The 25,893-nt window shown below is 65.4% G+C and carries 19 protein-coding genes; 12 read left to right on the forward strand and 7 right to left on the reverse strand.

What is annotated here, in order from left to right; translation table 11 throughout:
* Positions 1 to 59: 59 nt before the first annotated feature.
* Positions 60 to 1,163, forward strand: a complete 1,104-nt coding sequence (gene hppD / locus ACU0B3_RS16225) for a 4-hydroxyphenylpyruvate dioxygenase (RefSeq protein ID WP_446261920.1) — start codon at positions 60 to 62, stop codon at positions 1,161 to 1,163.
* A gap of 111 nt (positions 1,164 to 1,274) precedes the next feature.
* Here the strand turns inward: hppD and ACU0B3_RS16230 are convergent, their stop codons facing one another.
* Positions 1,275 to 4,064, reverse strand: a complete 2,790-nt coding sequence (locus tag ACU0B3_RS16230; protein ID WP_446261921.1) for a hypothetical protein — start codon at positions 4,062 to 4,064, stop codon at positions 1,275 to 1,277.
* A gap of 191 nt (positions 4,065 to 4,255) precedes the next feature.
* Here ACU0B3_RS16230 and ACU0B3_RS16235 point away from each other — a divergent pair, with 191 nt between their 5' ends.
* Positions 4,256 to 4,927, forward strand: coding sequence for an SIMPL domain-containing protein (locus ACU0B3_RS16235; protein WP_446261922.1), 672 nt, complete (start codon positions 4,256 to 4,258; stop codon positions 4,925 to 4,927).
* Positions 4,928 to 4,980: 53 nt separating this feature from the next.
* Here the strand turns inward: ACU0B3_RS16235 and ACU0B3_RS16240 are convergent, their stop codons facing one another.
* Positions 4,981 to 6,270 carry an O-acetylhomoserine aminocarboxypropyltransferase/cysteine synthase family protein gene (locus ACU0B3_RS16240; RefSeq protein ID WP_446261923.1) on the reverse strand — a complete coding sequence of 430 codons (1,290 nt, stop codon included), beginning with the start codon at positions 6,268 to 6,270 and terminating at the stop codon, positions 4,981 to 4,983.
* Positions 6,271 to 6,516: 246 nt separating this feature from the next.
* Here ACU0B3_RS16240 and ACU0B3_RS16245 point away from each other — a divergent pair, with 246 nt between their 5' ends.
* On the forward strand, positions 6,517 to 8,646 hold the full coding sequence (locus ACU0B3_RS16245; protein WP_446261924.1) for a malate synthase G: 2,130 nt from the start codon (positions 6,517 to 6,519) through the stop codon (positions 8,644 to 8,646).
* A 128-nt stretch (positions 8,647 to 8,774) separates the two neighbouring features.
* Positions 8,775 to 9,563 (forward strand): gamma-glutamyl-gamma-aminobutyrate hydrolase family protein, encoded by a 789-nt coding sequence (locus tag ACU0B3_RS16250; RefSeq protein WP_446261925.1) that lies wholly within the window; start codon positions 8,775 to 8,777, stop codon positions 9,561 to 9,563.
* Positions 9,564 to 10,066: 503 nt separating this feature from the next.
* Here ACU0B3_RS16250 and ACU0B3_RS16255 read toward each other — a convergent pair.
* Positions 10,067 to 10,819: an SDR family NAD(P)-dependent oxidoreductase gene (locus ACU0B3_RS16255; protein ID WP_446261926.1), complete on the reverse strand. Its 753-nt coding sequence runs from the start codon at positions 10,817 to 10,819 to the stop codon at positions 10,067 to 10,069.
* Between the two features lie 194 nt (positions 10,820 to 11,013).
* On the opposite strand from ACU0B3_RS16255, the gene ACU0B3_RS16260 reads away from it, so the two are divergent.
* The 3 genes from ACU0B3_RS16260 to ACU0B3_RS16270 all read left to right on the forward strand — a co-directional run bounded on the left by ACU0B3_RS16260 (position 11,014) and on the right by ACU0B3_RS16270 (position 15,597).
* On the forward strand, positions 11,014 to 12,594 hold the full coding sequence (locus ACU0B3_RS16260) for a Re/Si-specific NAD(P)(+) transhydrogenase subunit alpha (RefSeq protein WP_446261927.1): 1,581 nt from the start codon (positions 11,014 to 11,016) through the stop codon (positions 12,592 to 12,594).
* A 12-nt stretch (positions 12,595 to 12,606) separates the two neighbouring features.
* A complete protein-coding gene (locus ACU0B3_RS16265) occupies positions 12,607 to 14,124 on the forward strand; it encodes an NAD(P)(+) transhydrogenase (Re/Si-specific) subunit beta (RefSeq protein ID WP_446261928.1) in 1,518 nt (505 codons plus the stop codon).
* A 180-nt stretch (positions 14,125 to 14,304) separates the two neighbouring features.
* Positions 14,305 to 15,597 carry a DUF3422 family protein gene (locus ACU0B3_RS16270; protein WP_446261929.1) on the forward strand — a complete coding sequence of 431 codons (1,293 nt, stop codon included), beginning with the start codon at positions 14,305 to 14,307 and terminating at the stop codon, positions 15,595 to 15,597.
* 159 nt (positions 15,598 to 15,756) lie between these two features.
* Here ACU0B3_RS16270 and ACU0B3_RS16275 read toward each other — a convergent pair whose 3' ends face one another.
* The 4 genes from ACU0B3_RS16275 to ACU0B3_RS16290 all read right to left on the reverse strand — a co-directional run bounded on the left by ACU0B3_RS16275 (position 15,757) and on the right by ACU0B3_RS16290 (position 20,276).
* Positions 15,757 to 16,773 carry an ABC transporter permease gene (locus ACU0B3_RS16275; RefSeq protein WP_446261930.1) on the reverse strand — a complete coding sequence of 339 codons (1,017 nt, stop codon included), beginning with the start codon at positions 16,771 to 16,773 and terminating at the stop codon, positions 15,757 to 15,759.
* Entirely contained in the window at positions 16,766 to 17,833 is a 1,068-nt protein-coding gene (locus ACU0B3_RS16280) for an ABC transporter permease (protein ID WP_446261931.1), read from the reverse strand. Before ACU0B3_RS16280 ends, ACU0B3_RS16275 begins: the two co-directional genes overlap by 8 nt.
* A gap of 5 nt (positions 17,834 to 17,838) precedes the next feature.
* Complete coding sequence (locus tag ACU0B3_RS16285) at positions 17,839 to 18,465, reverse strand: LysE family translocator (protein ID WP_446261932.1); 627 nt, start codon at positions 18,463 to 18,465, stop codon at positions 17,839 to 17,841.
* Between the two features lie 86 nt (positions 18,466 to 18,551).
* Positions 18,552 to 20,276 (reverse strand): peptide ABC transporter substrate-binding protein, encoded by a 1,725-nt coding sequence (locus ACU0B3_RS16290; RefSeq protein WP_446261933.1) that lies wholly within the window; start codon positions 20,274 to 20,276, stop codon positions 18,552 to 18,554.
* Between the two features lie 318 nt (positions 20,277 to 20,594).
* Between ACU0B3_RS16290 and ACU0B3_RS16295 the strand changes: the two genes are divergently transcribed.
* The 5 genes from ACU0B3_RS16295 (at position 20,595) to ACU0B3_RS16315 (ending at position 25,834) form a co-directional block, all read left to right on the forward strand.
* The gene (locus tag ACU0B3_RS16295; RefSeq protein WP_446261934.1) at positions 20,595 to 21,212 is read left to right on the forward strand and encodes a glutathione S-transferase family protein; all 618 of its coding nucleotides are present in this window, start codon (positions 20,595 to 20,597) and stop codon (positions 21,210 to 21,212) included.
* Positions 21,213 to 21,281: 69 nt separating this feature from the next.
* The gene (locus ACU0B3_RS16300) at positions 21,282 to 23,114 is read left to right on the forward strand and encodes an ABC transporter ATP-binding protein (protein WP_446261935.1); all 1,833 of its coding nucleotides are present in this window, start codon (positions 21,282 to 21,284) and stop codon (positions 23,112 to 23,114) included.
* Positions 23,115 to 23,120: 6 nt separating this feature from the next.
* Positions 23,121 to 23,501, forward strand: a complete 381-nt coding sequence (locus ACU0B3_RS16305) for a bleomycin resistance protein (RefSeq protein WP_446261936.1) — start codon at positions 23,121 to 23,123, stop codon at positions 23,499 to 23,501.
* Positions 23,498 to 24,667, forward strand: a complete 1,170-nt coding sequence (gene argE / locus ACU0B3_RS16310) for an acetylornithine deacetylase (RefSeq protein ID WP_446261937.1) — start codon at positions 23,498 to 23,500, stop codon at positions 24,665 to 24,667. Before ACU0B3_RS16305 ends, argE begins: the two co-directional genes overlap by 4 nt.
* A gap of 3 nt (positions 24,668 to 24,670) precedes the next feature.
* On the forward strand, positions 24,671 to 25,834 hold the full coding sequence (locus ACU0B3_RS16315; protein ID WP_446261938.1) for a M20 aminoacylase family protein: 1,164 nt from the start codon (positions 24,671 to 24,673) through the stop codon (positions 25,832 to 25,834).
* Positions 25,835 to 25,893 lie beyond the last annotated feature (59 nt).

Consider the following 25,893-nt stretch of genomic DNA (forward strand, 5'->3'; position numbering starts at 1 on the left):
TGCGCAAACCCCGCACGCCGGTCGCTCTATCTTTGCACTAACCAACTGAGGAGAGCTCCATGGGTCCCTTCCCGCACGACGCACCGCAATCCACCATCACCGAAGCCAATCCCGCCGGCACCGACGGGTTCGAGTTTGTGGAATTCGCCCACCCCGAGCCCGAGGCGCTGCGCGAGACGTTCCGCAACATGGGCTACGCGCTGACCGCGCGGCACAAATCCAAACCGGGGATCGAGCTTTGGCAACAGGGCGACATCACCTACGTGCTGAACGCAGAACCTGGCAGCTTTGCCGCCCGCTTTGTCGAGGAACACGGCCCCTGCGCCCCGTCGATGGCCTGGCGCGTTGCAGATGCCCAGCACGCCTTTGACCACGCCGTCGCACAAGGCGCAGAGCCCTACACCGGCGAAGACAAGACCATGGATGTCCCGGCCATCGTGGGCATCGGCGGCTCGCTGATCTACTTCATCGACCAATACCACGACACCTCACCCTACAACGGCGAATTCGAGTGGCTCGCCACCTCCAAACCCGAGGGCGTCGGTTTCTACTACCTCGACCACCTCACGCACAACGTCTTCAAGGGCAATATGGACACGTGGTTCCGCTTTTACGAGCGGCTCTTCAACTTCCGCGAAATCCGGTTCTTCGACATCGAGGGCAAATACACCGGGCTCTTTTCCCGCGCGCTGACCTCGCCCTGCGGCCGCATCCGCATCCCGATCAACGAGGACCGCGGCGAGACCGGCCAGATCGTCAACTACCTCAAGCGGTACAAGGGCGAAGGCATCCAGCACATCGCCGTCGGCGCGCGCGACATCTACGACAGTGTCGACGCGATCGCCGAAAAGGGTGTCACCTTCATGCCCGGTCCGCCGGACGCCTATTACGAGCTGTCGAAAACCCGCGTTGCGGGCCACGAAGAACCGCTCGGCCGCATGAAGACCCACGGCATCCTGATCGACGGTGAAGGCGTCGTCGATGGCGGCGAGACCAAGATCCTCCTGCAGATCTTCTCGAAAACGGTCATCGGCCCGATCTTCTTCGAGTTCATCGAACGCAAGGGCGACGACGGCTTTGGCGAGGGCAACTTCAAGGCGCTCTTCGAGTCGATCGAGGCCGAAGAAATGGCCGAAGGCGCCTACGATACCGCCGCGGAATAGACCCCGGCTATCCCGCGCACAACATACGAGAAGGGCGCCAACCTGCGTCCTTCTCCGGTTTTCAAATACCTAAATTAGCATCACTGGCAGCCCGCGCTCGGCCAGGACGCCTCACGTCTTCGGCAGCTTGAGCGTCACGGCGCGCCCACTCTTGGTGTAGCGCAGCTGGTCCTCGCCAATCGCGCTGATCCGCCCACCGTCGAGCCGATCTCCGACCTTCACCTTCTTGTACCGCCCGTTGGCCATGCGCACGAGCGCCCGGCGAGAGGACGGCTTGCCATAGACCCCGATCAGGTTGATCCGGTTGAGGCGGATGGCGTTCTTGACCGTCGCATTGCGCGTCACCGAGTTGCGCGAGGGCGCGGGCGGCTTGACCGTCTTGGGCTTGACTTGCGCAACGACGCGCGTGGTCTCCTCGGGCTCGGCCTGCGGAGCCTGCCGGACGGCGCGGGCGACGATCCGGGAAAAGTTGCGCGGCCGCGTCTGCGGCTCACGCGACGCGGCGACGGCAAAGGCGCTGGCCGAGGCCAGCTCGCGCGCCGCGCGCTCTTCTTCGGTCTGGGCCAGCTCTTCGGCCACTTCGGCGGCGGCGCGCTCCGCCTCGATCCGCGCAAGCGCCGCTTGCTGCGCGGAGGCCGGGCGCAGTTTCGGGCGTAGAGCGGCCAGCTCTGCCCGCGTACGTCCGCCGAGTTGCGCCCGATCAAAGGCGTCGATCAATCCTTCAGGCCGCGTCGAGGGCCGCACCGCAGCCAGCCTGCGCTGCTCCTCGGCTGCGGCAGCTGCCGCATTGGCGTCGGTGTCGGCCTCGACCGCCGCGCCGTCGCGCGTGATGATCGGCGGCACCAGCGGCGGACGCCCGGCATAGACCGGCACGCCATCGGGGCTGAGCGCCCCCTCGGGTGTCGCGCGCACCAGCCCCCGCGCATCTAGGTCGAACAAGGTACCGGCGGGTGCCGGCGCGCTCACGGGTCCAAGCGCGGTGTCGTGGTCCAGCGTCTTGGCATCCGGCAGGGCAACCGCGTCCTGGGCCGGGACCGTCGGGTCGAGGCTCGGCTCATATACATCGCCAAGGGGCACGCGCTGCGGTTCGCCAGGCGCTTCGGGCGCGATCTGCCAAATCCCCGTCACCGCGTATTGCTCCCGCGCCTCGTCTTCGGAGAGCGGCGGCGCGGCGGGCGCAGGCGTGCTGAGCGTCTCCCGCAGGCCAGGCGTGTCGGGGCCAGAGTCCGATGTCACACTCGACAGCGCCGCGAGTTCGACGGGCGCCTCGCCGGCAGGCGCGGTCGGTGCGGGAATGAGCGGGATGTCGTCCTCGGCCAGTTCGGCGGCAGTCGGCACGTCGGGCTTGGGCGCAAAGAAACGTGCGATGCGCTCGTCGACGAACACGGCGGCCATCGCCGCAACGCCCACGAGCACCACCAGCAGCAGAACCGTAAGCAGCAGACCCAGATAGCGCGACTTGCCGCGCCCCGTGTCGTTCCGCGCGCCAAAGACGGTCATCCGCTCGGACTCGTCCACCGTTGCCGCAGACGGCACGGACTGCGACGGCGCCGGCAGGGGCGGGGTCGGTGCGGGTTTTGCCTCCGGCTCGGTTTTCGAGGCGCGCAGGCTGCGGCTGAAGAAGCCACCTGACTTGGCTCCGTCGGTGGCTGCGATGGGCGGCGGTTTGCCTTGGTCCGGCCAAGCTGTTGTAGGTGCAGAAGGGCCGTCGATGGGAATGACGGGCGCGCTGACGCTGGCGGTTGTTGCCGGCGGCTCCGGCGTTTTGGCTGGCGCGGGCGCCTTGACCGCAGGGGCCGCAGCACGCGCCTTGGCTTGCGCGCCGCGGATTGAGGTGAACCCGCCCGGCGTCGTCAGCTTGGAATTGATCGGTGCCTTGGGTGCAGGTCCAAGGCCGGTGGGTGCCTTGGTCGGGACCGGGACATCAGGACGCGCTGCGCCGTCAGGCAGAGGCGGAGGTGGTGCGACCGGTGCCGTGACGGCGGGCTCTTCGGTGTCGGCTTCAAGTGCGGCTTCTGGCGCGGCGGCCTCGGGAGCGGTGGGTTCCGGCAGTTCGGACGGCTCTGCCGCGCGGGCGGAGGTAAAGGCCACAGATGCGGGCGCGTCCGAGGCGCTTTCCGTCGAGGCCAGAGGCTCCCGCTGCGCCTCGTCGATGGTGATCGTGGGCGCTGCCGCCAGGGGCGCTGGTTCTGGCGCAGCGTTCTTGGCGTCACCTGCCGCGGCTGCGTGGTCTTGACCGTCGCGCTCGCCTGCGGGCGCGAGCGCGTCGACGAGCTCCGGGTCGGTCTCTGCCGGGGCGTGCCCGATGGACGCTGACGCGGAGGCGGTGAAGCCGGTGTCGTGCTCGCTTGGTGTGACGCCAACCGTGCCTGTCACGGCGATCGGTTTAGGGTCCGGGACCACCTTGCGCGAGCTGTCGACGGCGCCGAAGAGGACCTCACGGTCGAACGTGCCGTCCGGCGCGATGGCGACGTGGGCGGCGGGATCGAAGGCGTGGTCGCGGGCAAAGCCGACGGCCTCCTGCAACGTCTCGCGCGCGACCGCGGCGATGTGAAGGCGCCCGTCGGCGGCCACGTAGTCGTAGGCGAGTTCAGCCACGGGGTAGGGCGTTGCCCCGTCGAGCGCTGTGCGCACCGCCTCGTCGATTGCTTCGTCGCCGGCTGGCATGTCCGTGTCGAGGTAGCGGATCTGCTCGTTCGGGATGATCAGCTTGACCGTGACGGGCGCCGTTCCCCGCGCCTCGGCGCGGAAGCGGACTTCGGCCAGCGCAGCCCGCAGGTCGGGCGAATCAAGCGGCACATCCCCAAGCAGGTGCCATCCGTCAGCGGCCCGTTCGAGCAGCCGGATGCCCTCGAAGGACAGCGACAGGGCAAAGTCGATCTTGAGCAAAGGTGGCGACATGCGGCGTGCGGGTCTCGTGCTTGTGGAGCCGGAGGCGGACGTCGTCCCGGCGCATGGGCGTTAACTTATAGCAGCATCCCGCCGAGTGAAAGAAAAAGGCCCCCGGCGGGGGGCGGTTCTCTGCTAGTCCTACGGACGCTTGGTAAGCGGGAGATTAAGAAATGCGCCTGAGAGCAGGAATTTGGACTTTGGTGGCAGTCTTCGGCCTATGGGTCGCAAACACGGCTGCGGCCGAGGACGTGCCGCAGATCGCGGTGACGGGGCAGGGTCAGGTGACGGCAGTGCCGGATATGGCGACGGTCTCGGTCTCGGTGGTGCACACCGATGCCGCGGCGCAGGAGGCCATGCGCAAGACCTCGGAAAGCGCGCGGGCGATGCTGGAGCGGGTGGCGGCCTTTGGCCTTGAGCCGCGCGATGTGCAGACCGGCTCGGTGCAGCTGAACCCGGAGTGGTCGCGCTATGACGACAATGGAAACCGGCGCAAGATCACCGGGTATACCGCGCGCAATCAGCTGACCTTGCGGGTGCGCGATCTGGAGAACCTTGGCCCACTCCTCGACGCGCTTTTGACCGATGGCGCCAACGAGTTCGGCGGGCTCACGTTCGGCGTGCAGGACCCGCAGCCGCTGGAAGACGCGGCGCGGCAGGCGGCGGTGCGGGAGGCGATGCGCACGGCGGGGTTGCTGACGGATACGGCTGGACTGACGCTGGGCGAGGTTTTGTCGATGTCGCTGGGTGGGGGCGGGTTTGCAGCCCCCAAGATGGCCCGGATGGAGATGGCCTCGGACGCCGGTGTCCCGGTGGCGGCGGGTGAGCTGACGTTCACGGCCACCGTGTCGATGGTCTTTGCCATCGCGCCATGAGGCCGAAAAGGCCGGGCACGTGAGGCGCCCGCCCGCTTTCTTTATATCGACCTTTACATCGACGCCTTGAGCGCCCGGTCGAGGTCGGTCTTGAGGTCCTCGGCGTCCTCGGTCCCGATCGACAGGCGCACGACGTTGGGGGCGGCGCCTGCTGCGGTCTGCTGCTCTGGTGTCAGCTGCCGGTGAGTCGTGGAGGCAGAGTGGATCACCAGGCTGCGCGTGTCGCCGAGGTTGGCGACGTGGCTGAAAATCTCGAGCGCGTTCACGAACTTGACGCAGCCGTCGTAGCCGGCCTTGAGCGCCACGGTGAAGAGCGCGCCGGCGCCCTTCGGGCAGATCGTCTTGACCCGGTCGAAATAGGGCGAGGATTTGAGCCCGGCGTAGGTGACCGCCTCGACCGCCTCGTGCTTTTCGAGCCACTGGGCGATCTCGGCAGCGTTCTCGACATGTTTCTGCATCCGCAACGACAGCGTCTCGATCCCCATCAGCGTGTAGTGTGCGCCTTGCGGGTTCATGGTCATGCCGAGGTCACGCAGGCCGATGGCAATCCCGTGGAAGGTAAAGGCGAGCGGGCCAAACGTCTCGTGGAACTTGAGACCGTGGTAGGCAGGTTCCGCCTCGCTGAGCGACGGGAACTTGTCCGAGGCGGACCAGTCGAACGTGCCGGAATCGACCACGCAGCCGCCCGTGACAGTGCCGTTGCCGGTCAGGTACTTGGTGGTCGAGTGCACGACCAACGTCGCGCCATGCTCGATCGGGCGGCAGAGATAGGGCGTGGCCGAGGTGTTGTCGACGATCATCGGCAGGCCCGCGCCGTCGGCGATCTTGGCAATCGCGCCCAGATCGGTGATGTAGCCGCCGGGGTTCGCAATCGCCTCGCAGAAGACGGCGCGGGTGTCGTCGTCAATCGCCGCCTTGACCGCGTCCAGATCGTCGAAGTCCACGAACTTGGCCGACCAGCCGAACCGTTTGATGGTCTGGCTGAATTGGGTGATCGTGCCGCCGTAGAGGCGGGTCGAGACCACCACGTTGCAGCCCGGGCTCATCAGCGGGAAGAGCGCCATGATCTGCGCCGCGTGTCCCGAGGAGCAGCAGACCGCGCCGACGCCGCCCTCGAGCGTGGCGATCCGCTCTTGCAGCACCGCCACCGTGGGGTTCGTGAGCCGCGAGTAGATGTAACCGACCTCCTGCAGGTTGAAGAGCGCCGCGGCGTGCTCGGCGTCGCGGAACACGTAGGCCGTGGAGGCGTAGATCGGCGTCTGCCGCGCGCCCGTGGCCGGGTCGGGCCGGGCGCCCGCGTGGATTTGCAACGTGTCAAAGCCGTAGGTGGGGCCTTCGGGCATGGGGTCTCTCCGGTTGTCCTGGCGCTCTGCGCGCGTTTTCGCGGCAGAGTAGACGGGCGCCGGGAGCGCCACAAGCCGAACCAACCCGCCGCGCAATTCGGAGTGTTGCGCAAATCGGCAGCGTATGCCGTTGCACACCTTGTCTAAATTGGTTAGGCGACTTGACCAAAATTAGGAAACGTCGTTTCGCAACGGAAACTTTCGCAAGTCATCCCTGTTGGCCATCTGCCTAATGGAGCCTCTCTCATGCCTTTCGAGCCCCGCGCTGCGCTCACCGTCGATCCACGCCTTGTGTCCTTTGTCGAGGACGAAGTCTTGCCAGGTCTGGACATGTCCAAGGACGCCTTCTGGTCCGGGCTGAGCGACTTGCATGGCACGTTTGGCCCGCGCATTGCGACCGCGCTGCAGACCCGGGCCGACATGCAGGCTCAGATCGACGCCTGGCACCTCGAACGCCGTGGCACCGCGCATGATGCTGACGCTTACACCGCGTTTCTCAAGGACATCGGCTATCTTGTGCCGGAGCCCGAGGCGGTCACCGTCGAGACGGTGAACGTCGACCCGGAGATCGCAAGCCTGCCCGGGCCACAGCTGGTGGTGCCGGTCACCAACGCGCGCTTCGCGCTGAACGCCGCCAACGCGCGGTGGGGCTCGCTTTATGATGCACTTTACGGGACCGACGCGCTGGGCGACTTGCCGTCCGGCAAGGGTTACGATCCCGAGCGCGGCGCGCGCGTGATCGCCTGGGCTAAGGGGTTCCTCGACACTGCCGCGCCGCTTGCCGAAGGGTCCCACGCGGACGCAACCGGCTACGCCATCGAGGACGGCGCGCTGGTCCCCGCGCTTGCCGATCCGGCGCAGCTGGCCGGCTGGCGCAAAGACGGCGACGCGCTCCACGTGCTGCTCCGCCACAACGGGCTCGGCATCGAACTGGTGATCGACGCAGGCCACCACATCGGCAAGGACGACCCGGCGCACCTCGCCGACGTCATCCTCGAATCCGCCGTGTCGACGATCATGGATTGCGAGGACAGCGTGACCTCCGTCGATGCCGCCGAAAAGGTGCAGGCTTATACCAACTGGCTGGGCCTGATGCAGGGAACCCTCTCCGAAACTTTTTCCAAGGGCGGGATGGAGGTGACCCGCGTGCTTGCTGATGACCGCAGCTATACCGCGCCGGATGGCGGTGAGATCACCGTGCCGGGGCGCGCGCTGATGCTCGTGCGGAATGTGGGTCACCTGATGACCACGCCCGCCGTGCTGGACGAGGAGGGCGCCGAGATCAGCGAGGGTCTGCTCGACGCGCTGATGACCGTGACCATCGCGCTGCACGACCTCAGCCGTAAGGAGGGGCGCAAGAACTCGCGCGCAGGCTCTGTCTACGTGGTGAAACCCAAGATGCACGGCCCGGACGAGGTGGCGCTCACGAACGAGATGTTCGGCGCCGTCGAGGACCTGCTCGGCCTGCCGCGCCACACCGTCAAGCTCGGCATCATGGACGAAGAGCGCCGCACGTCGGCCAACCTCACCGCCTGCATCGCCGCCGCCAAACACCGCGTCGCCTTCATCAACACCGGGTTCCTCGACCGCACCGGCGACGAAATCCACACCGGGATGGAGGCGGGTCCGATGCTGCCGAAAGGCGCGATGAAGGCCACGCCCTGGATCAACGCCTACGAGGACCGCAACGTCGACATCGGTCTCGCCTGCGGGCTCAAAGGCAAAGCGCAGATCGGCAAGGGCATGTGGGCAATGCCTGACCGCATGGGCGAGATGCTCAAAGCCAAGATCGGCCACCCGCAGTCCGGCGCGACCTGCGCCTGGGTGCCGTCGCCCACCGCCGCCACGCTGCACGCCACGCATTACCACAAGGTCGATGTGCTGGCCCGGCAGGACGAGATCGCGAAGGGCGGCGCTCGCGGCACGCTCGAGGATCTCCTGACCTTGCCGCTACTTGCCGGCCGCAACCTGAGCGCCGACGAGATCACCCGCGAGATCGAGAATAACGCGCAGGGCATCCTCGGCTACGTGGTGCGCTGGGTCGACCAGGGCGTCGGCTGCTCCAAGGTGCCCGACATCAACGACGTCGGGTTGATGGAGGACCGGGCAACCTGCCGCATCTCCTCGCAGGCGCTCGCCAACTGGCTGCACCACGGCGTGATCGAGCGGGACGCGGTCATGGCCGCCCTGCGCAAGATGGCCGCGGTCGTCGATCAGCAGAACGCGGATGATCCAGCCTACACGCCCATGGCGCCCGGCTTTGAGGGGCTCGCGTTTCAGGCGGCCTGCGATCTGGTCTTCGACTGGCGGGGCCAGCCCTCGGGCTACACCGAGCCGGTCCTGCACCGCCGCCGCCTGCAAAAGAAAGAGGCATAACCCCCGCGCGATGCGCAGGGTGGGCGGCGCCCACCTTACCCCTCGCGGCACCATCCGCTTTACCCCGCGAAAACCCCCGATATGCTAGCTGCACGCATCTCGCAGCCAGCCCCAAGTCGGAGGAGCCCATGTCGCGGCCTGTCGTCGGTATCATCGGGAACCAATACCTGATCAACGATCAGTACCCCGCGCAGTCCGCGGGCGAGATGAATTGCGCCGCCGTCGCCGAGGCCGCCGGGTGCATGCCGCTCATCATCCCGTCCGATCCGCGGTTCACGCAAGTGGGCGAGCTGCTCGACTGCTGTGACGGCGTTCTCTTCACCGGCGGACGCCCCAACGTGCACCCGGAGGAATACGGACAGGCCGAGACGCCCGCGCACGGAGAGTTCGACCGGGCACGCGACGCGATCGCGCTGCCCCTGGTGCGGGCGCTGGTGGAGCGCGGCCAGCCCTTCCTCGCGATCTGCCGGGGCTTTCAGGAGGTCAACGTCGCCATGGGTGGCACGCTGCACCCCGAAATCCGCGACCTGCCGGGACGCGACAACCACCGGATGCCGCCCGACGGCACGCTCGAGGAAAAGTTCGCCCTACGCCATGCGGTGCGCTTCACGCCGGGCGGCATCTTTCACCGGATGTTGGGCGCCGAAAAGGTGATGACCAACACGCTGCACGGGCAGGGGATCGACACACCCGGCGCGCGGGTGGTGATCGACGGATGGGCGCCCGACGGCACGCCGGAGGCCACCTACATCGAGGGCGCGCGGGGCTTTGCGATTTCGGTGCAATGGCATCCCGAGTACCGCGCCGCCGAGGACCCGGTCTCCCGCCCGCTCTTTGCGGCTTTTGGCGATGCAGCGCGCGCGTGGTCCGCTGGAAAGCTGGCAGGAGCGGCCGTTAAGCTGAAAGAGGCGGGCTGAGGCGAACGACCTGCAGCCCAATACAAACCGCTCAATTCAAAGCGTCCGCCTGACGGGCACCGTCAGGCCGCGTCATGCCGAAGGCATGCCTCCGGCATGACCCGCCCCCGTCAAACCGAAGTTTTGCCTCCAGCAAAACGGGCGGCGCGATTGCGCCACCCCGCGAGACGGCGCGTGCACTTCCGTCTCTGGATAACATGTTGACGATGCCCGACGTATCTCGAGGTCTCAAGTAAGCTAGAACAGGTAGTCCAACGATAGCTGAAAAGTCCCAGCAAACCGGCAAGAGCAAACAAACCGGGGCAGGGCAGGCGGTTGAAAACCGCCTGAAGTCTTGTGCCCGATTTTTTTGTTATGGTGGCCTCATGGGCGATGCGGGCTGGTACGTGCCGAGGGAAATCGAAACCCCGCATCTGCCAGTGTGGCTGGATCGTCACTGTATCGTAGTCAATTATGGCAGAAATAAGGCAATTGATGCGATACATGAGACAATTCGCGTAACGTCATGTTTGTCCACCAAAAATTTCAATTGCCTGACCATTTACGCTGGCCGAATTTGGATGGCATAGCCAGAGCGCGGCCTGTGCGACCTCGTCCACCGCGATCAACCTGCGGTGCTTGTTCTCGTTGACCATGAGCCCCAGCGCGTCCTCGGTGCTGACGCCCGCGCGCTCTGAGATTGCCGTGACATTGCGCGCCACGATGTCGGTGTCGACATATCCCGGACAGAGCGCGTTGAACGTGATGGCGCTGCCCGCATAATCTTCGCTCAGGCCCCGGATCAGCCCGATGAGCCCGTGTTTCGACGCCGTATAGGCGCTCGCGCCCTTCAGTCCTCGAAGCCCGGCGATGGAGCTGACGGCGATGACCCGCCCCCACTCCGCCTGCCGCATCGAGGCCAGACTCTCCCGGATCGTCACCATCGCCCCGTCAAGGTTGGTCGCCATGATGCGCCGCCAGAACTCCGTATCGGTCTTGTGCAGCGCGCGTCCCTCGGCGATCCCGGCATTGGCCACGCAAATCTGGATCGGCCCGCGCGCAGCGACGGCGGCTTTGATCGCGGCGACCGTGCCTGCCTCGTCCGTCACGTCCATCTGCAGCGGGTGCAGCCCTTTGCCGGCAATCTCTTCCAAGACCTCGAGCCGGCGCCCGGTGATGGTGACCTCCGCGCCTTCCGCCGCAAGCGCCCGGGCGATGCCAAGGCCGATTCCCGTGCCGCCGCCGGTGACAAGCGCGTGTATGCCATTGAATACCATGGACTTTTGTCTCCTCCCGCGGCCTACAAAGCCAAATTATCGCGTGCTGCTCAACATTTACACAAATCCGCCCCACCTGCGCGGCCTTTGCCGCGGGTGGATTGTACTTTTTGCCGCACCGCGCTACGTGCGCGGGTAATAATGTTGCGCAAACCGTCGCAACCACAGCGGACGATGAAAAGGGGGCGAGCCACGTGAAGATCGGGACTCCAACAGAGCTGTTCGAGGGTGAGGCGCGAGTCGCGCTGACACCGGACAGCGCCAAACAGCTGCAGAAGCTGGGGCATGACTGCCTCGTGCAATCGGGCGCCGGGATCAAGGCCGGCTTCACTGACGCCGCCTACGAAGAGGCGGGCGTCGAGGTCGTCAAGGACGCCAAGGCGCTCTACGCCGGCTCCGAGATCATCACCAAGGTGCGCGGCCCCGAGCCCGCCGAGGTCAAGATGCTCTCCGAAGGGCAGACGATCATTTCCTTCTTCTGGCCCGCCCAGAACGAAGCGCTGATGAAGGAGCTCGCGGACAAAGGCGTGCGCACCATCGCGATGGACATGGTCCCGCGCATCTCGCGCGCGCAAAAAATGGACGCGCTCAGCTCCATGGCCAACATCGGCGGCTACCGCGCGGTGATCGAGGCGGGCAACAACTTTGGCCGCTTCTTCACCGGTCAGGTGACTGCTGCGGGTAAGGTCCCGCCTGCCAAGGTCCTCGTCGTCGGCGCGGGCGTTGCAGGTCTTGCCGCCATCGGCACATCCACCTCGCTCGGCGCCATCACCTACGCCTTCGACGTGCGTCCCGAAGTGGCCGAGCAGATCGAGTCCATGGGCGCCGAGTTCGTCTTCCTCGAGTTCGAAGAGGCAGCGCAGGACGGCGCAGCGACGGGCGGCTATGCGGCCCCGTCCTCCCCTGAGTTCCGCGAAGCACAGCTCGCCAAGTTCCGCGAGCTGGCGCCCGAGATGGACATCGTCATCACGACCGCGCTCATCCCCGGCCGCGACGCGCCGGTGCTCTGGACCAAGGACATGGTCGAGATGCAAAAGCCGGGCTCTGTCATCGTCGACCTCGCGGCGGAGCGTGGCGGCAACTGCGAGCTGACCGTCAAGGACGAGAAGATCGTCAGCGACAACGGCGTGACGGTGATCGGCTACACCGACCTCGTCTCCCGCATGGCGACGCAATCCTCGACGCTTTATGCGACCAACATCCGGCACATGCTGACGGATCTGACGCCCGAGAAAGACGGCGTCATCGACCACAACATGGAAGATGACGTGATCCGCGGCGCGACGGTGACCTTCGACAAGGAAGTCACCTTCCCGCCGCCACCGCCAAAAGTGGCCGCCATCGCCGCGCAGCCCAAGAAAGAAGCGCCCAAGGAGCTGACGCCTGAAGAAAAGCGCGAGGCCGAGGTCGCCGCGTTCAAGGCGCAGACCAAGAACCAGGTGGCGCTTCTGGCCATCGGTGCGGCGCTGGTGCTGGGCGTGGGCCTGATCCCGGGCATGCCGGCCAGCTTTATGCAGCACTTCATCGTGTTCGTGCTGTCGGTCTTTATCGGCTTCCAGGTGATCTGGAACGTGGCGCATTCGCTACACACGCCGCTCATGGCGGTGACCAACGCGATCTCCTCGATCATCATCCTGGGCGCGCTCATTCAGATCGGCTCGTCGAGTTTGCTGATCACGCTGCTCGCGGGGCTTGGTATCTTTATGGCGTCGGTGAACATCTTCGGCGGCTTCCTCGTGACACGGCGCATGCTCGCCATGTTCCAGAAATCCTAAAGGGGCAGGGCAATGGAAAACGCATTCACGATTGCGGCCTATGTGGTCGCGGGCGTCCTCTTCATCCTGTCGCTTGGCGGGTTGTCGGGGCAGGAGAGCGCGAAACGCGCGGTGTGGTACGGCATCGTCGGCATGGCGATTGCGGTTCTGGCGACGCTGTTCGGCCCCGGCTCGGGCCTGTGGCTCGCCTCGCTCGTGCTGATCGCGGGCGGTGCGGCGGTGGGCTACCAGCTCGCCACCAAGGTCGAGATGACCGAAATGCCCGAGCTTGTCGCCATAATGCACTCGATGGTTGGCCTGGCCGCGGTCTTTGTGGGCTTCAACGCCGACATCATGATCAACTACATCGGCGGTATCTACGAGGCGAACGAGCTGGTGCTGGGCGCCGTCAAAGAGGACGGCATTGCCGCTATCGGCCTGCCGAAGGAGGTCTATAACGGCCTCTCCGCCTTTGGCCAGCTGATCGCCAAGAAGTCCTCTGTCGAGATCGGCATCCTTCGCGTCGAACTGGTACTTGGCATTTGGATCGGTGCCGTGACCTTCACCGGATCCGTCATCGCCTATGCCAAGCTTGCGGGCTCCTCCTCCAAGCTGCCGTTCGAGGTCGACACGGGCGCGAAGAAGCTGCCCGGCGGGCACTTCCTCAACGCGGGCGCAGCTGTGCTGTCGGTGGTCCTCTTGATCATGTACCTCAGCGGCTCGGGCTCCTGGGCGCTGGTGCTGCTGACGCTGGCGGGCCTTTTCATCGGGTACCACCTGATCATGGGGATCGGCGGCGCGGACATGCCGGTCGTGGTCTCGATGCTCAACTCGTACTCGGGCTGGGCGGCGGCGGCGATTGGCTTCTCCCTCGGCAATGACCTCTTGATCGTTGTGGGCGCGCTCGTTGGCTCGTCCGGTGCGATCCTGTCCTACATCATGTGTAAGGCGATGAACCGCTCGTTTGTCTCCGTGATTCTGGGCGGCTTTGGCGGCCCTGCGGGTGAGCAGATGGCCGTCGAGGGCGAGCAAGTCGCCATCGACGCCGACGGTGTGGCGCAGGCGCTTGAAGATGCGGACAGCATCATCATCATCCCGGGCTACGGCATGGCGGTGGCGCAAGCGCAGCAGAACGTCGCCGAGCTCACACGCCGCCTGCGTGCCAAGGGCAAGGAAGTGCGCTTCGCGATCCACCCCGTGGCAGGCCGTCTGCCGGGGCACATGAACGTGCTCCTCGCCGAGGCAAAAGTGCCTTACGACATCGTGCTCGAGATGGACGAGATCAACGAGGACTTCCCCGAAACGGACGTCTCGATCGTCATCGGCTCGAACGACATCGTGAACCCTGCGGCGCAGGACGACCCGAACTCCCCCATCGCCGGGATGCCGGTGCTGGAGTGCTGGAAGTCCAAGCAGGTGTTCGTGTCGAAACGCGGGCAGGGGACAGGCTACTCGGGCATCGAGAACCCGCTCTTCTTCAAGGACAACACGCGCATGTTCTACGGGGATGCCAAGGCATCGCTCGACGCGCTTTTGTCGAAGATCAGCTGAGAAAAGTAGGGTGGGCAGTGCCCACCTTACGCACAAACAAAGGGCGGTGTGCCGATCTGCGCGCCGCCCTTTTTCGTTTGCGTGGCACGTTCGCTCTAAGGCTCTGTGAATACATATGTATTCCTTTACACGTCTCGCCAGTCCTCTATCTGCAACGCATCCCCGCTGAGGACCGCGCCCATGCCCCTTGCCGATCTGTCGAACAGGTATGCCCTCGCCAACGAGCTGCACGCGCGCCCGTTCCCCTCGCTCAACGCACCCTGCCGCGCGGCCTTTCTGGCGATCAAACCCGAGGAAGGCGCGCCTGCGCGGGACAAGTCCAAGGACCTGGCGCACCTCATCAAGCTGCTCGACCGCCACGGCGCGCCGCACCCGCAGCCCGGAGCCACGCACTACTTTGGCCAGATCGGCAAGCACCTCCTGAAATGGGAGAGCCACACCGAGTTCGTGACCTACACGCTCTTTGGCGAGGGGGTGGCCGAGACGCCCTTCGATGCCGCGACCTTTGCGCTCTTTTCCGAGGACTGGCTGGCCGAGGCACCCGGCGTGCGTATCACATCCGCGCTGATCCGCATCGAGGTGGAGACCGACGACAGCGTCATCCGCCGCAAGATCACCGACTGGTTCGTGCCGGAAAGCCTCGCCGTGAGCCGCATCCTGGACAAAAGCGCGATTATCGCGGGCGACTTCCGCATCGACCCAGCTGGCCACATGCGCCTCGCCGTCTTTGCCGCGCCCGAGACCGGCGCGCAGCGGGTCGGGCGGATCGTGCAGCGTCTCTGCGAGATCGAGACCTACAAGACGATGTCCATGCTCGGCCTTGCCAAGGTGCGCAACATCGGTCCCGAACTGGGCGGCCTCGAGGCGCAGCTGACCGAGCTGGTCACCGGCATGGCCGACGACAGCCGCCCCACGGGCGCGCACGAGGGCACGCTCAAATCGCTCCTCGCCGTTTCGGCCGATCTTGAAAGCATGGTCGCCCAGACCTCCTTCCGCTTCGGCGCGACGGGCGCCTACGAGGCCATCGTCTCGCAACGCATCGATGTGCTGCGCGAGGAACGCTTCGCCGGGCGCCAAACCTTTCAGGAATTCATGATGCGCCGGTTCGACCCGGCCATGCGCACGGTGAAGTCCACCGAACGCCGCATGCGCCAGCTGGCCGAGCGCGCCGAACGCGCCGGCAACCTCTTGCGCACCCGCGTCGAGGTCGAACGCTCCGCCCAGAACCAGTCGCTCCTCGAAAGCATGGACCGCCGCGCGGACCTCCAGCTGCGCCTGCAGAAGACCGTCGAGGGCCTCTCCATCGTCGCGATCAGCTACTACGCGGTGAGCCTCGCCGGGTATCTGCTCTATCCTCTTGGAGAAATGACGGGCATGTCCAAGGGCCTCATCACCGCCCTCGCCGCGCCGCCTGTGGTCCTTCTCGTATGGTTGCTGGTGCGCCGCATCCGCCGCCAGATCGACGGCGACTGACCGTTGCATGATGGGGGCGCTGCCCCCAAACCCCCGAGGTATTTTCGAACCAGAGAAGCTGGAGCCAGTCCTGTGTCTTCTTCTGGCCAGAAATATCCCGGGGAGGACGTCGAAAATCCTATTTTCGGCGAGAGGGGCTGGCCCCTCCAAGTCGTAAGTTCAACGCCCGCGGATACGTGGATCGAGCGCGTCGCGTAGGCCGTCGCCGAGGTAGTTGACCGAAAGCACCACGAGGCTGATCAGGATGCCCGGCAGCACCGAGCGCTCGGGGTAGCTGACGAGCCGGTCGACGCCGTCGTTGAGGAGACGCCCCCAGGTCGGGAAGTCGGGCGGGAAGCCGAACCCGAGGAAGGATAGTGCGGACTCGGTGATGATGGCGGTTGCGATGCCGAGCGTGGCGGAAACCATGATGGGCGACAGGATGTTCGGCAGCATGTGGCGCGAGATCAGCGCGCCGGGCTTCGTGCCGATGGACTTGGCGGCGAGCACGAACTCGCGTTCTTTCAAGGCGAGCACGTCGCCGCGCACGATGCGAGCAGTCTGCATCCAGGATGTGATCCCGATCAGCGCCACGATCAGGATAAAGATGCCGCCTTCGGTGCCGAACGAAGCTGCCAGCGGATCACGGAAGAGCAGTGACGCGACGAGGATGAGCGGCAAGAGCGGCAACGCGAGGAAGAGGTCGGTGAGCCGCATCAAAGGCCCGTCGAGCCGCCGGAAGTAGCCGGCGAGCACGCCCACGGCGGTGCCGAGAAAGAGCGCGAGGACCATCGCCGTGAGACCCACGGCGATCGACACACGCCCGCCGAACATGAGCCGCGCAAGGGTATCGCGGCCAAGGTTGTCGGTGCCGAGCGGATGCGCCCAGTTGACCTTGGCGCCGCTGTCCCAGAGCGCCACGTAGATCGGCCGCGTGTCGCGCAGGTTCAGAAAGTCGCGCCCCTGCGGCAGGAACGTCGGATCGACGCGCCAGAGCAGCGGGCCGATAAAGACACCCAGCGATATGAACAGAAAGATGAACGCGCCGAAGAGCGCGCCCTTGTGCGTCTTGAACTGGTCCCACACTTCGGACCACTGGCTGCGGGGCGGCTTGGTCAGGACGGCACTTTCGCCATCGACGGAGACCGGACCAGGGACGGGGTCTTGCAGCGGGGAGGACGGCACGGGCTCAGTCATAGCGGATCCTCGGATCGAGGATGCCGTAGAGCACGTCCGCGATCAGGTTGAACATCACGATGAGGAAGGCAAAGACGAACGTCAGCGTCTGCACCGTCGGCAAGTCGTTGGCCTGGATCGCGCCGATCAGCATCTGGCCGATCCCGTTCACCTTGAACACCTGTTCGGTGATGATGGCGCCGCCAAAGATCGACGGGATGCCGAGCGCGATCACCGTGACCACAGGGATCATCGAGTTGCGCAGGACGTGCAGCATGACGACGGTGCGCTCCCCCAGCCCCTTGGCCCGGGCGGTGCGCACGTAGTCCTGGTTGAGGTTGTCGAGCATCGAGGCCCGCATGAAGCGGCTGATCTGCGCGGTGATCTGCAGCGCCAGCACCATGACCGGCAGGATCATCTGGTTTATCTGCACCTTAAAGCTCGCCCAATCGGTGACCTCGTGGGTGGTGTCGTAGATCGACGGGAACCAGCCGAGCCCGACGGAAAAGATGATGATGACCAGCACGCCCGAAAAGAAGGGCGGGACCGAAAAGCCGACCATCGAGACGAATGTGCCGGCCTGGTCGAACCAGCTGTACTGGCGGTAGGCCGAGTAGATGCCGATGGGCAGTGCGATCAGGATGCCGACGACGTAGGCCGTGCCGACCACCCAGAGCGTCTGCGGGATGCGCTGCAGCACGATGTCGATGACCGGCGAGCGCGTCTGCCAGCTCAGCGCGCGGTAATCGCAGGTGTCGAGGTTCGACAGGCCCACGCAGCGCTCGTAAACGGACGTGTCCGGCAGCCAGCCAAAGAGGGTCGAGGAATTGGTCAGCCAGTCGACAAAGACCTTTGGCTCGATCCAGAAAATCTGCACCAGCCACTTCCAGAACCGGATGTAGGACGGCTGGTCGAGCCCTAGCGCGACGCGCATCTGCTCCTTGACTTCGGCGGGAATGGTGAGCGGGACCTGGGCCATCGGGTCGCTCGGCGCCAGCTCGAGCAGCATGAAGATGACCAGGGCGATAAAGAGAAGCGTCGGGATCGACAGGATCAACCGGCGGATCGTGTAGGTGAGCATCGCCTTCAGCTTTCTCGTTGTACCGGGTCTTTGAAACCCAGCAGGACTGCAGCCCCGACCATCATCGCCCCGGCAATACGGTTCAAGGCTTTTCCGCGGTTTCGCAGCCCGGAGAGCAGCCTTTCCGATGCCACCGCCATGATTGCAAGCACGGCGCCGTCAATCACCAGATAGGTCGCGCCAAGGATCAAAAGCTGCGGTGCCAGCGGAGCGCCGGGATCGATGAACTGCGGAAAGAGCGCGGCGAAAAAGAATACGGCCTCGGGGTTTGCACCGGACGTGACAAAGCCCTGAAGGAAGAGCCGCCGCGCAGGGACAGGCGAGGCAGACGCCGAGAGATCGGGCGCGTCTGACAGAAACATGCGTATTCCGTAGACCAAGAGGTACGCCACGCCGACCCACTTGATGACCGTCAGCGCCGTGGCGGAACTTGCGATGAGGGCTGCAAGACCCAAGCCGGCGATCAGCATCTGAAGGGTGTTTGCGGACAGATCGCCGGCCGCGGTGATCCAGGCCCGCCGCGCGCCGACACGAAGCGCAGTCGACATGATCAGGATTTGGCTGGTGCCGGGCGGGGTGGCGAAGAACACCGCCACAGTGGCGAGGTAAAGCAGATAGGTCTCGATGCTCATCAGCTGCCCCTGCCTGCGCCCTGCCGATCTTCAAAAAAGGTAGGGTGGGCACGATGCCCACCCTACGCAAGCCTCGCGGTTGCGAGTCAGTTGGAGTCGATGCGGTACCAGTCCGCCACGTTCCACAGCTCGCTGTCCCAGACGTTGAGGACAACGCCGCCAAGGGTGTTGGCGTGTGCCGACAGGCGGCCACGGTGCACCAGCGGGATCATTTGACCCTGCTGCACTGCGAGATCGTTCATCTGGCGGCCAAGCTCTGCACGTGCGTCGATCCCCGCCGTGTCGCGCAGCTGCGCGTGCAGCGCGTCGAACTCGGGCGAGCAGAAGCGCGAGATGTTCTCACCCTGCCATTGCGTCTCAGGACGCGGAGCCTTGTCGCACAGGCCGTTGCCGAGGTAGCTCTGCGGGTCGGTGCCGTTGAACGTGTTGGCGTACATCTCGACGTCCGCGTAGAACTTCTGGAAGGTGTCGGGCGAGCCCGGGTCACCGCCGAAGAAGACAGATGCGTTGATGTTGCGCAGCTCGGTCTCGATCCCGATCTCTTCCCACCAGCCTTTGATCAGCGCCTGGAAGTCCTGACGCACGGCGTTGGTGGAGGTCTGGTAGAGGATCGACATCTTCACCCCGTCAGGGGTCTCGCGGATGCCGTCGCCGTCGCGGTCGACATAGCCGGCCTCTTCGAGCATCGCCTTGGCGGCGTCGAGGTCCTGCGTGTCGCAGCTCATCGAGGTAGAGTTGAACGCATCAGGTGCAGGCACCCAGTTGCAGGTGACCTTGCCGGCCTGGCCGTAGCCGATCTCGACCAGCAGCGGGCGGTCGATCGCCATGGACATCGCGTTGAAGACAGCCGGATCGCCGAGGAACGGGTGCTCGGACGGGCCTGTCGGGTCGTCCTTGACCGAGCGCAGCTCGCCGCGTGCCGGATCGGGGTTGGCGTTGTTCAGCATGATGCGCTCGACCAGAGGGCCAAAGCCCGCGACCGGCGTGCCGAGGCCGCCCTCTTGCATCTGCGCGATCACGTCGGGCGCGAGCTGCAGGTTCCAGGCGTAGTCGAACTCGCCCGTTTCCATCACCGCACGGCCTGCCGCGGTGGCGTCACCGCCGCCTTTGAAGGTCACTTTCGCAAACGCAGGCTTGGCCGGGTCGCGGTAGTTGGGGTTCGCGGACATGACGATCACGTCGTTCGGCTTGAACTCGTCCACGACGAAGGGACCCGTGCCGATCGGGCCAAAGTTCTGGTCGGTGCAGGTCGGCGCCGCGGCGCCCTTACACTCTGCGAACTGCGCCATCTGCAGGATCGGGCTCTCACCGCCCACAAACGGGCCGTACGGGTTCGGCGTGGCGCCGGCAAAGGTCACCACGACGGTGGTCTCGTCAGGCGTCTCTACGCTCTCGACACCCTCGAACTTGGTGATCTGACCGCAGCCGCCTTCGGGATCGGTGCAGTACTCGTAGGTGAACTTGACGTCCGCCGAGGTGAAGGGCGTGCCGTCCGACCACATCAGACCCGGCGTGATGTTCCAGGTGATCTGGGTGAGGTCCTCGCTCACGCCGCCGTTGTCGACCGTGGGGATCTCTTCGACGAGCCAAGGCACCAGCTCGCCCTTCTCGTTGTAACGCGCCAGCGGCTCGATGATCATCGAGGAGCTCTCGACGTCCTTCGTGCCGCCCGACAGGAACGGGTTGAGGATCGACGGCGCCTGCCAATAGATGATCTTGACCTCGCCATCCGAGCCACGCTCGGCCGCGGCCATCCCCGCAAGCGATACCGCGGCAGCTGCCGAGGTCATCAGAACTGACTTCAAAGTCATGAATGTCTCCCAGTGGTGCCCGCCGCAAGCCACATGAGCCATTGGCAAAGCGTTCGTTTTTGTCGGGTGGATTCCTGCGCTACCACGCGTGATACGTGACCCGGACCATGGCCCGGCGCAGCACCCCCTGCCTTCCAGACAAACAGAGTTTGGGAAAAAAGCAAGCCTTGCGCCGGGGAAAGCAGAACGCAGCTCTGCCAGTGCCTTCCTTGGGGCAGGGCGGTGGTGCGTGTGTCGACGGTCGGCTGGTCCTGCAAGAAACTGACAGGGGCGCATGCTAGTTTGCAGGTCACAACGCCACCCCAGACAGGACCTTTCATGCCGCCGATTCTCTATTACGCGCCGCTCACGCGCGCCTCCACGATCCGCTCTGCCTTGCTCGAAATGGAGGTGACGGAGCACGTGACGCTCAGGCAAGTCTCGGTCAAACGGGGCGACGGCAGCGGCGCGGCCGACCCTGCGAACTCGCATCCCGAGGGAAAGGTGCCGCTGCTCGACGTTGATGGCCAGCTGATCTGGGAACGCCCCGCGATCCTGATCGCCCTGTCAGAGATGTTTCCGGACGCGCCTGCGATCTGCCCGCCCGGCCACGCGGACCGTGGGTCCTTTTTGTCTTGGCTCAGCTACTACAGCGCAGTGATGGAGCCGGTGCTGGTAAACCACGCCGCCGGGCTCACGCACCCGATGCTGCACGCGACGTTCCGTGGCCCCGAAGAGATGGCAGACCGGCTCGAAGCCGCGCTTGCAGGCGGCCAGCCTTACCTTTTGCCTTGCGGGTTCACCGTGGCCGACCTCCTGCTCGCCTCGCCCTTTGCCTGGATGCCGGACGCGACGCCGGACCGCCCGGCGGTGCGGGACTGGGTGCAGCGCGTGAACACCCGCCCGTCGGTGCAGCAGATCACGGCAGAGGAGATGCGGGACGCCGCGTGTGCCTGACCAATGATTTGACACCCTCCGAAGAACGCCCCTACGCTTGCATGGACTTTCCCGCGCAAGGCTCCTGACATGCTCGACGCCCCTTCTTCTGCTCCGCTCGCGCAATTCAAATCGCTGCGGGTGGAGTTCCAGACCAAGGACGGCCCGGTGGCGGGGGTCAAGGACGTCTCCTTTGACGTGCATCCCGGCGAGACCGTGTGCGTCGTGGGCGAATCGGGATCGGGCAAGTCGGTCTCTTCGCTCTCGCTCATGCGCCTGATCGAGTTCGGGGGCGGCACCATCGCCAACGGCGCGCTGCTCTTTGACCGGGGTGGCGCTGGCCCTGAGGATCTCGCAACCAAAAGCATCGGCGCCATGCGCGGCATCCGGGGCAACGAGATCGGCATGATCTTCCAGGAGCCGATGACTGCGCTCAACCCCGTCTTCACCGTCGGCCGTCAACTGACCGAAGGGCTGCGCCTCCACAAGGGCCTCAGCCAGAAAGCGGCGGACGCCCGCGCCACCGAGCTGCTGCGGCAAGTGCGGATCCCCGAGCCGGAACGCCGGATGGAGCAGTACCCGCACGAGCTGTCGGGTGGCATGCGCCAGCGTGTCGTGATCGCCATGGCGCTTGCTTGCGAGCCGCGCCTTTTGATCGCGGACGAGCCGACCACCGCGCTCGACGTGACGATCCAGGCCGAGATCCTCGCCCTGATGAACCGCCTAAAGCGCGAGACCGGCACGGCGGTGATGTTCATCACCCACGACATGGCCGTGGTCGCGCAGATGGCCGACCGCGTCGTCGTCATGTTCCGCGGCAACAAGGTCGAGGAAGGCACTGTCGAGGAGATCTTCGAAAACCCCCAGCACGCCTACACCAAGGCGCTTTTGGCGGCGGTCCCCAAGCTCGGCGAGATGCGCGGCAAGGCGCATCCCGAACCGATGAAGCTGCTGGGCAAGGACCTCAAATCCGACGCGCCGATCCCCGGCACCGATCAGCCGCTCCTCACAGTGCAAAACCTGACGACGCGCTTTCCGGTGCTGGGCGGCTTCTTCCGCCGCAAGGTCGCCAACGTGCACGCCGTCGAGGACATCTCGTTCACGGTCAACAAGGGGCAGACGCTGAGCCTCGTCGGCGAATCGGGCTGCGGGAAGTCCACCGCCGGTCGGTCCATCCTGCGACTGGTGGAGCCTCTGTCAGGCAAAATAAACCTAGACGGCACCGACGTCATGGCACTTTCGCCCGAGAGGCTGCGCCGCGCCCGTGCGGATATGCAGATGGTGTTCCAAGACCCCTTCGCCTCCCTCAACCCGCAGATGCAGCTGAGCGACCAGGTTGCCGAACCCATGCGCAACTTTGGCGGGCGCTCGAACGCGGAGATCATGGACCGCGTCGAGATGCTGTTCGACCGGGTGGAGCTGCCGCGCTCCTTTATGCGGCGCTACCCGCACGAGCTTTCGGGCGGTCAGCGCCAGCGCATCGCCATCGCGCGCGCCCTTGCACTCAACCCCAAGCTGATCGTGGCGGACGAGGCGGTCTCCGCGCTTGACGTGTCAGTGCAGGCGCAAGTGCTGAACCTGATGCTCGAGCTGCAGGCAGAGCTGGGCGTCAGCTACCTCTTCATCTCGCACGACATGGCGGTGGTGGAGCGCGTCTCCCACCAGGTGGGCGTCATGTACCTCGGCAGGATCGTCGAGATCGGTCCCCGCGCGGCGGTCTTCGAGAACCCCCAGCACGCCTACACCAAGGCGCTGATGCAAGCGGTGCCGATTGCAGATCCGCTCCGGCGCAAGTCCGAATCGGACCTCAAGTTCAAACCGATCCCGTCGCCCATCCACCCGGTTGGCCATGAGCCCGCCCCGACGGAATTCCGCGAAGTCTCGCCCGGCCACTTTGTACTCACCAGCGAAAGCGGGTACTGAGCGCGCATGCGTCTCACCCAGATCACGCCTTTTGTGCCCTGCACACGGCTCGCCACCCAGATCGCGTTCTATCGTGACTGCCTGGGGTTCACAGTTGGGTTTGAGGCCGACAACTACGCGTTCCTGCGCCGTGACGACGTCGCCGTGCGCCTGGTGCAGGTCGACGCCACGGTCGATCTGACGCACCCCGAGCGACAGGGCTCCTTTTACATCGACGTAACAGACATCGACGGCGTCTACGCCGCCATGAAGCCCGCCCTCGACGCATTGCCCGAAGGCCGTGTCCGCGCGCCCTTCGACCAGGACTATAACCAACGCGAGTTCCACGTGATCGACGAGGATTGCACGCTCATCTTTTTTGGCGAAGCAATCCGAGACGCCGCATGAGCGCCGAAGTCCTCACCCCCCGCGCCATCCTCGAGCGCCTCGTCAGCTTTCCCACGGTCAGCCGCGACACCAACATCACCCTGATCGATTGGGTCGCAGACTACCTCGGAAGCCACGACATCCCCGCCCACCGCCACGTCAAAGCGGACGAGCCGATCAAGCAGGGCCTTTTTGCCCATGTCGGCCCGGAAGTGACGGGCGGCGTGGTCCTCTCCGGTCACACCGACGTGGTGCCGATCGACGGCCAGGCGTGGGACACCGATCCCTTCACCATCGTCGAAAAAGACGGCCTCCTCTACGGACGCGGCACCTGCGACATGAAAGGCTTCGACGCGCTCGCCATCTGGGCGCTTGTCGAGGCCCGCCGCTCCGGCGTGACGAGACCCCTGCAGATCGCGCTCAGCTATGACGAGGAAATCGGCTGCGCGGGCGCCCCACCGCTGATCGAGGCAATGGCCGAAACGGTGCCCAAGGCTTCCACCGCGATCATCGGCGAGCCCTCGATGATGAAGACGATCACCGGCCACAAGGGCGGCTTTGGCTACAACACCCACGTGCAGGGCTTCGAGGTCCACTCCTCGCTCCTGCACACGGGTGTGTCGGCCATCATGTCGGGCGCCAAGCTCATCGACTGGGCGAATGGCGAGAACGCGGCCTATGCCGCTGCGACCCCGTCCGAGATCGACGCGGTTTTTGATCCGCCCTACACGACGCTGCACGTCGGCATGATCCAGGGCGGCACCGCGCACAACATCACCGCCAAGGACTGCCGCTTCGCCATGGACTGGCGCTTTGTGCCGGGCGACGACGCGGCGGCGGCCAAGCAGCGGTATCTGGCGCGTGTGGCTGAGCTCGAGGCCGAGATGCAGACCATCCGCCCCGAGGCGTGCGTGACGCTCACTGAAAAGTTCTCCGTCCCCGGCCTCAAGCCCGAAGAGGACGGCAGCGCCGAGGCGCTGGTGCGCCAGATCACCGGCGACAACGGACGCGGCGTCGTGTCCTACGGCACCGAAGCCGGACACTTCCAGGCCGCCGGGATGAGCGCCGTCGTCTGCGGCCCCGGCGACATCGCCCAGGCCCACCAGCCCAACGAATACCTCTCCGTGGCGCAGCTAAACGAGGGCGAAGCCTTCATGCGCCGCCTGATCGACATCCTCAAGGAGTAGCCCATGCCCGTCCGCAACCGCCTTGCCGAACTGCAAACCGAGGTCGCCGAATGGCGCCGCGACCTGCACGAGAACCCGGAGATCCTCTTCGAGACGCACCGTACGAGTGCCATCGTTGAGGACAAGCTCAAGGGCTTTGGCTGCGACGAGGTTGTCGGCGGCATTGGCCGCACGGGCGTGGTGGGCGTGATCAAGGGCAAGACGGACTCGGGCAAGGTCATTGGCCTCCGCGCCGACATGGACGCCCTGCCGATCCACGAGGAAACCGGGCTCGACTACGCCTCCAAGACGGACGGCGCCATGCACGCCTGCGGCCACGACGGCCACACCGCGATGCTTCTGGGAGCGGCAAAGTACCTCGCCGAGACGCGCAATTTCGACGGCACGGTCGTGGTGATCTTTCAGCCTGCCGAAGAGGGCGGCGGCGGCGGCAAGGAGATGTGCGGCGACGGGATGATGGAGCGCTTTGGCATCGACGAAGTCTACGGCATGCACAACTGGCCGGGCCGTCCGGTCGGATCGTTTGCGATCCGCTCGGGCGCCTTCTTTGCCGCCACCGACCAGTTCGAGATCGTGATCGAAGGCAAGGGCGGCCACGCCGCAAAGCCGCAGGAGACCGTCGACACTCTAGTGGTCACGAGCCACATCATCCTCGCCCTGCAATCGGTCGTTTCGCGCAACGTCGACCCGGTCAAGCAGGCAGTGCTGTCGGTGACGTCCTGCGAAAGCTCGTCCAAGGCGTTCAACGTGATCCCGCAGACCGCGACCTTGAAAGGCACAGTGCGCACCATGGCGCCGGAAGTCCGCGATCTCGTCGAGGACCGGATCAAGGCGATCTGCGAGAGCACCTGCGCCGCCTTCGGCGCGACGGCCAAGGTCGACTACAAGCGCAGCTACCCGGTCATGTCGAACCACGAGGTCGAGACCGGTTATGCCATCGATGCGGCCAGGAAGGTGGCCGGCGACTGCGAGGAGGCGCCTTTGGTGATGGGCGGCGAGGACTTTGCCTTCATGCTCGAGGAGCGGCCGGGGGCCTACATCCTCGTCGGGAACGGCGACAGCGCGCCGGTGCACCACCCCAAGTACAACTTCAACGACGATGCGATCCCGGCGGGCGCCTCATGGTGGGCGGAGCTTGTGGAGATGCGGATGCCGGCGGCGTCCTAGTATTCGTCCGTTTGCGCTTGCGCCCGGGGGCTGGAGCCTCCAGCGGGGATATTTTTAGC

It is taken from the genome of Pseudaestuariivita sp. (assembly GCF_052825805.1).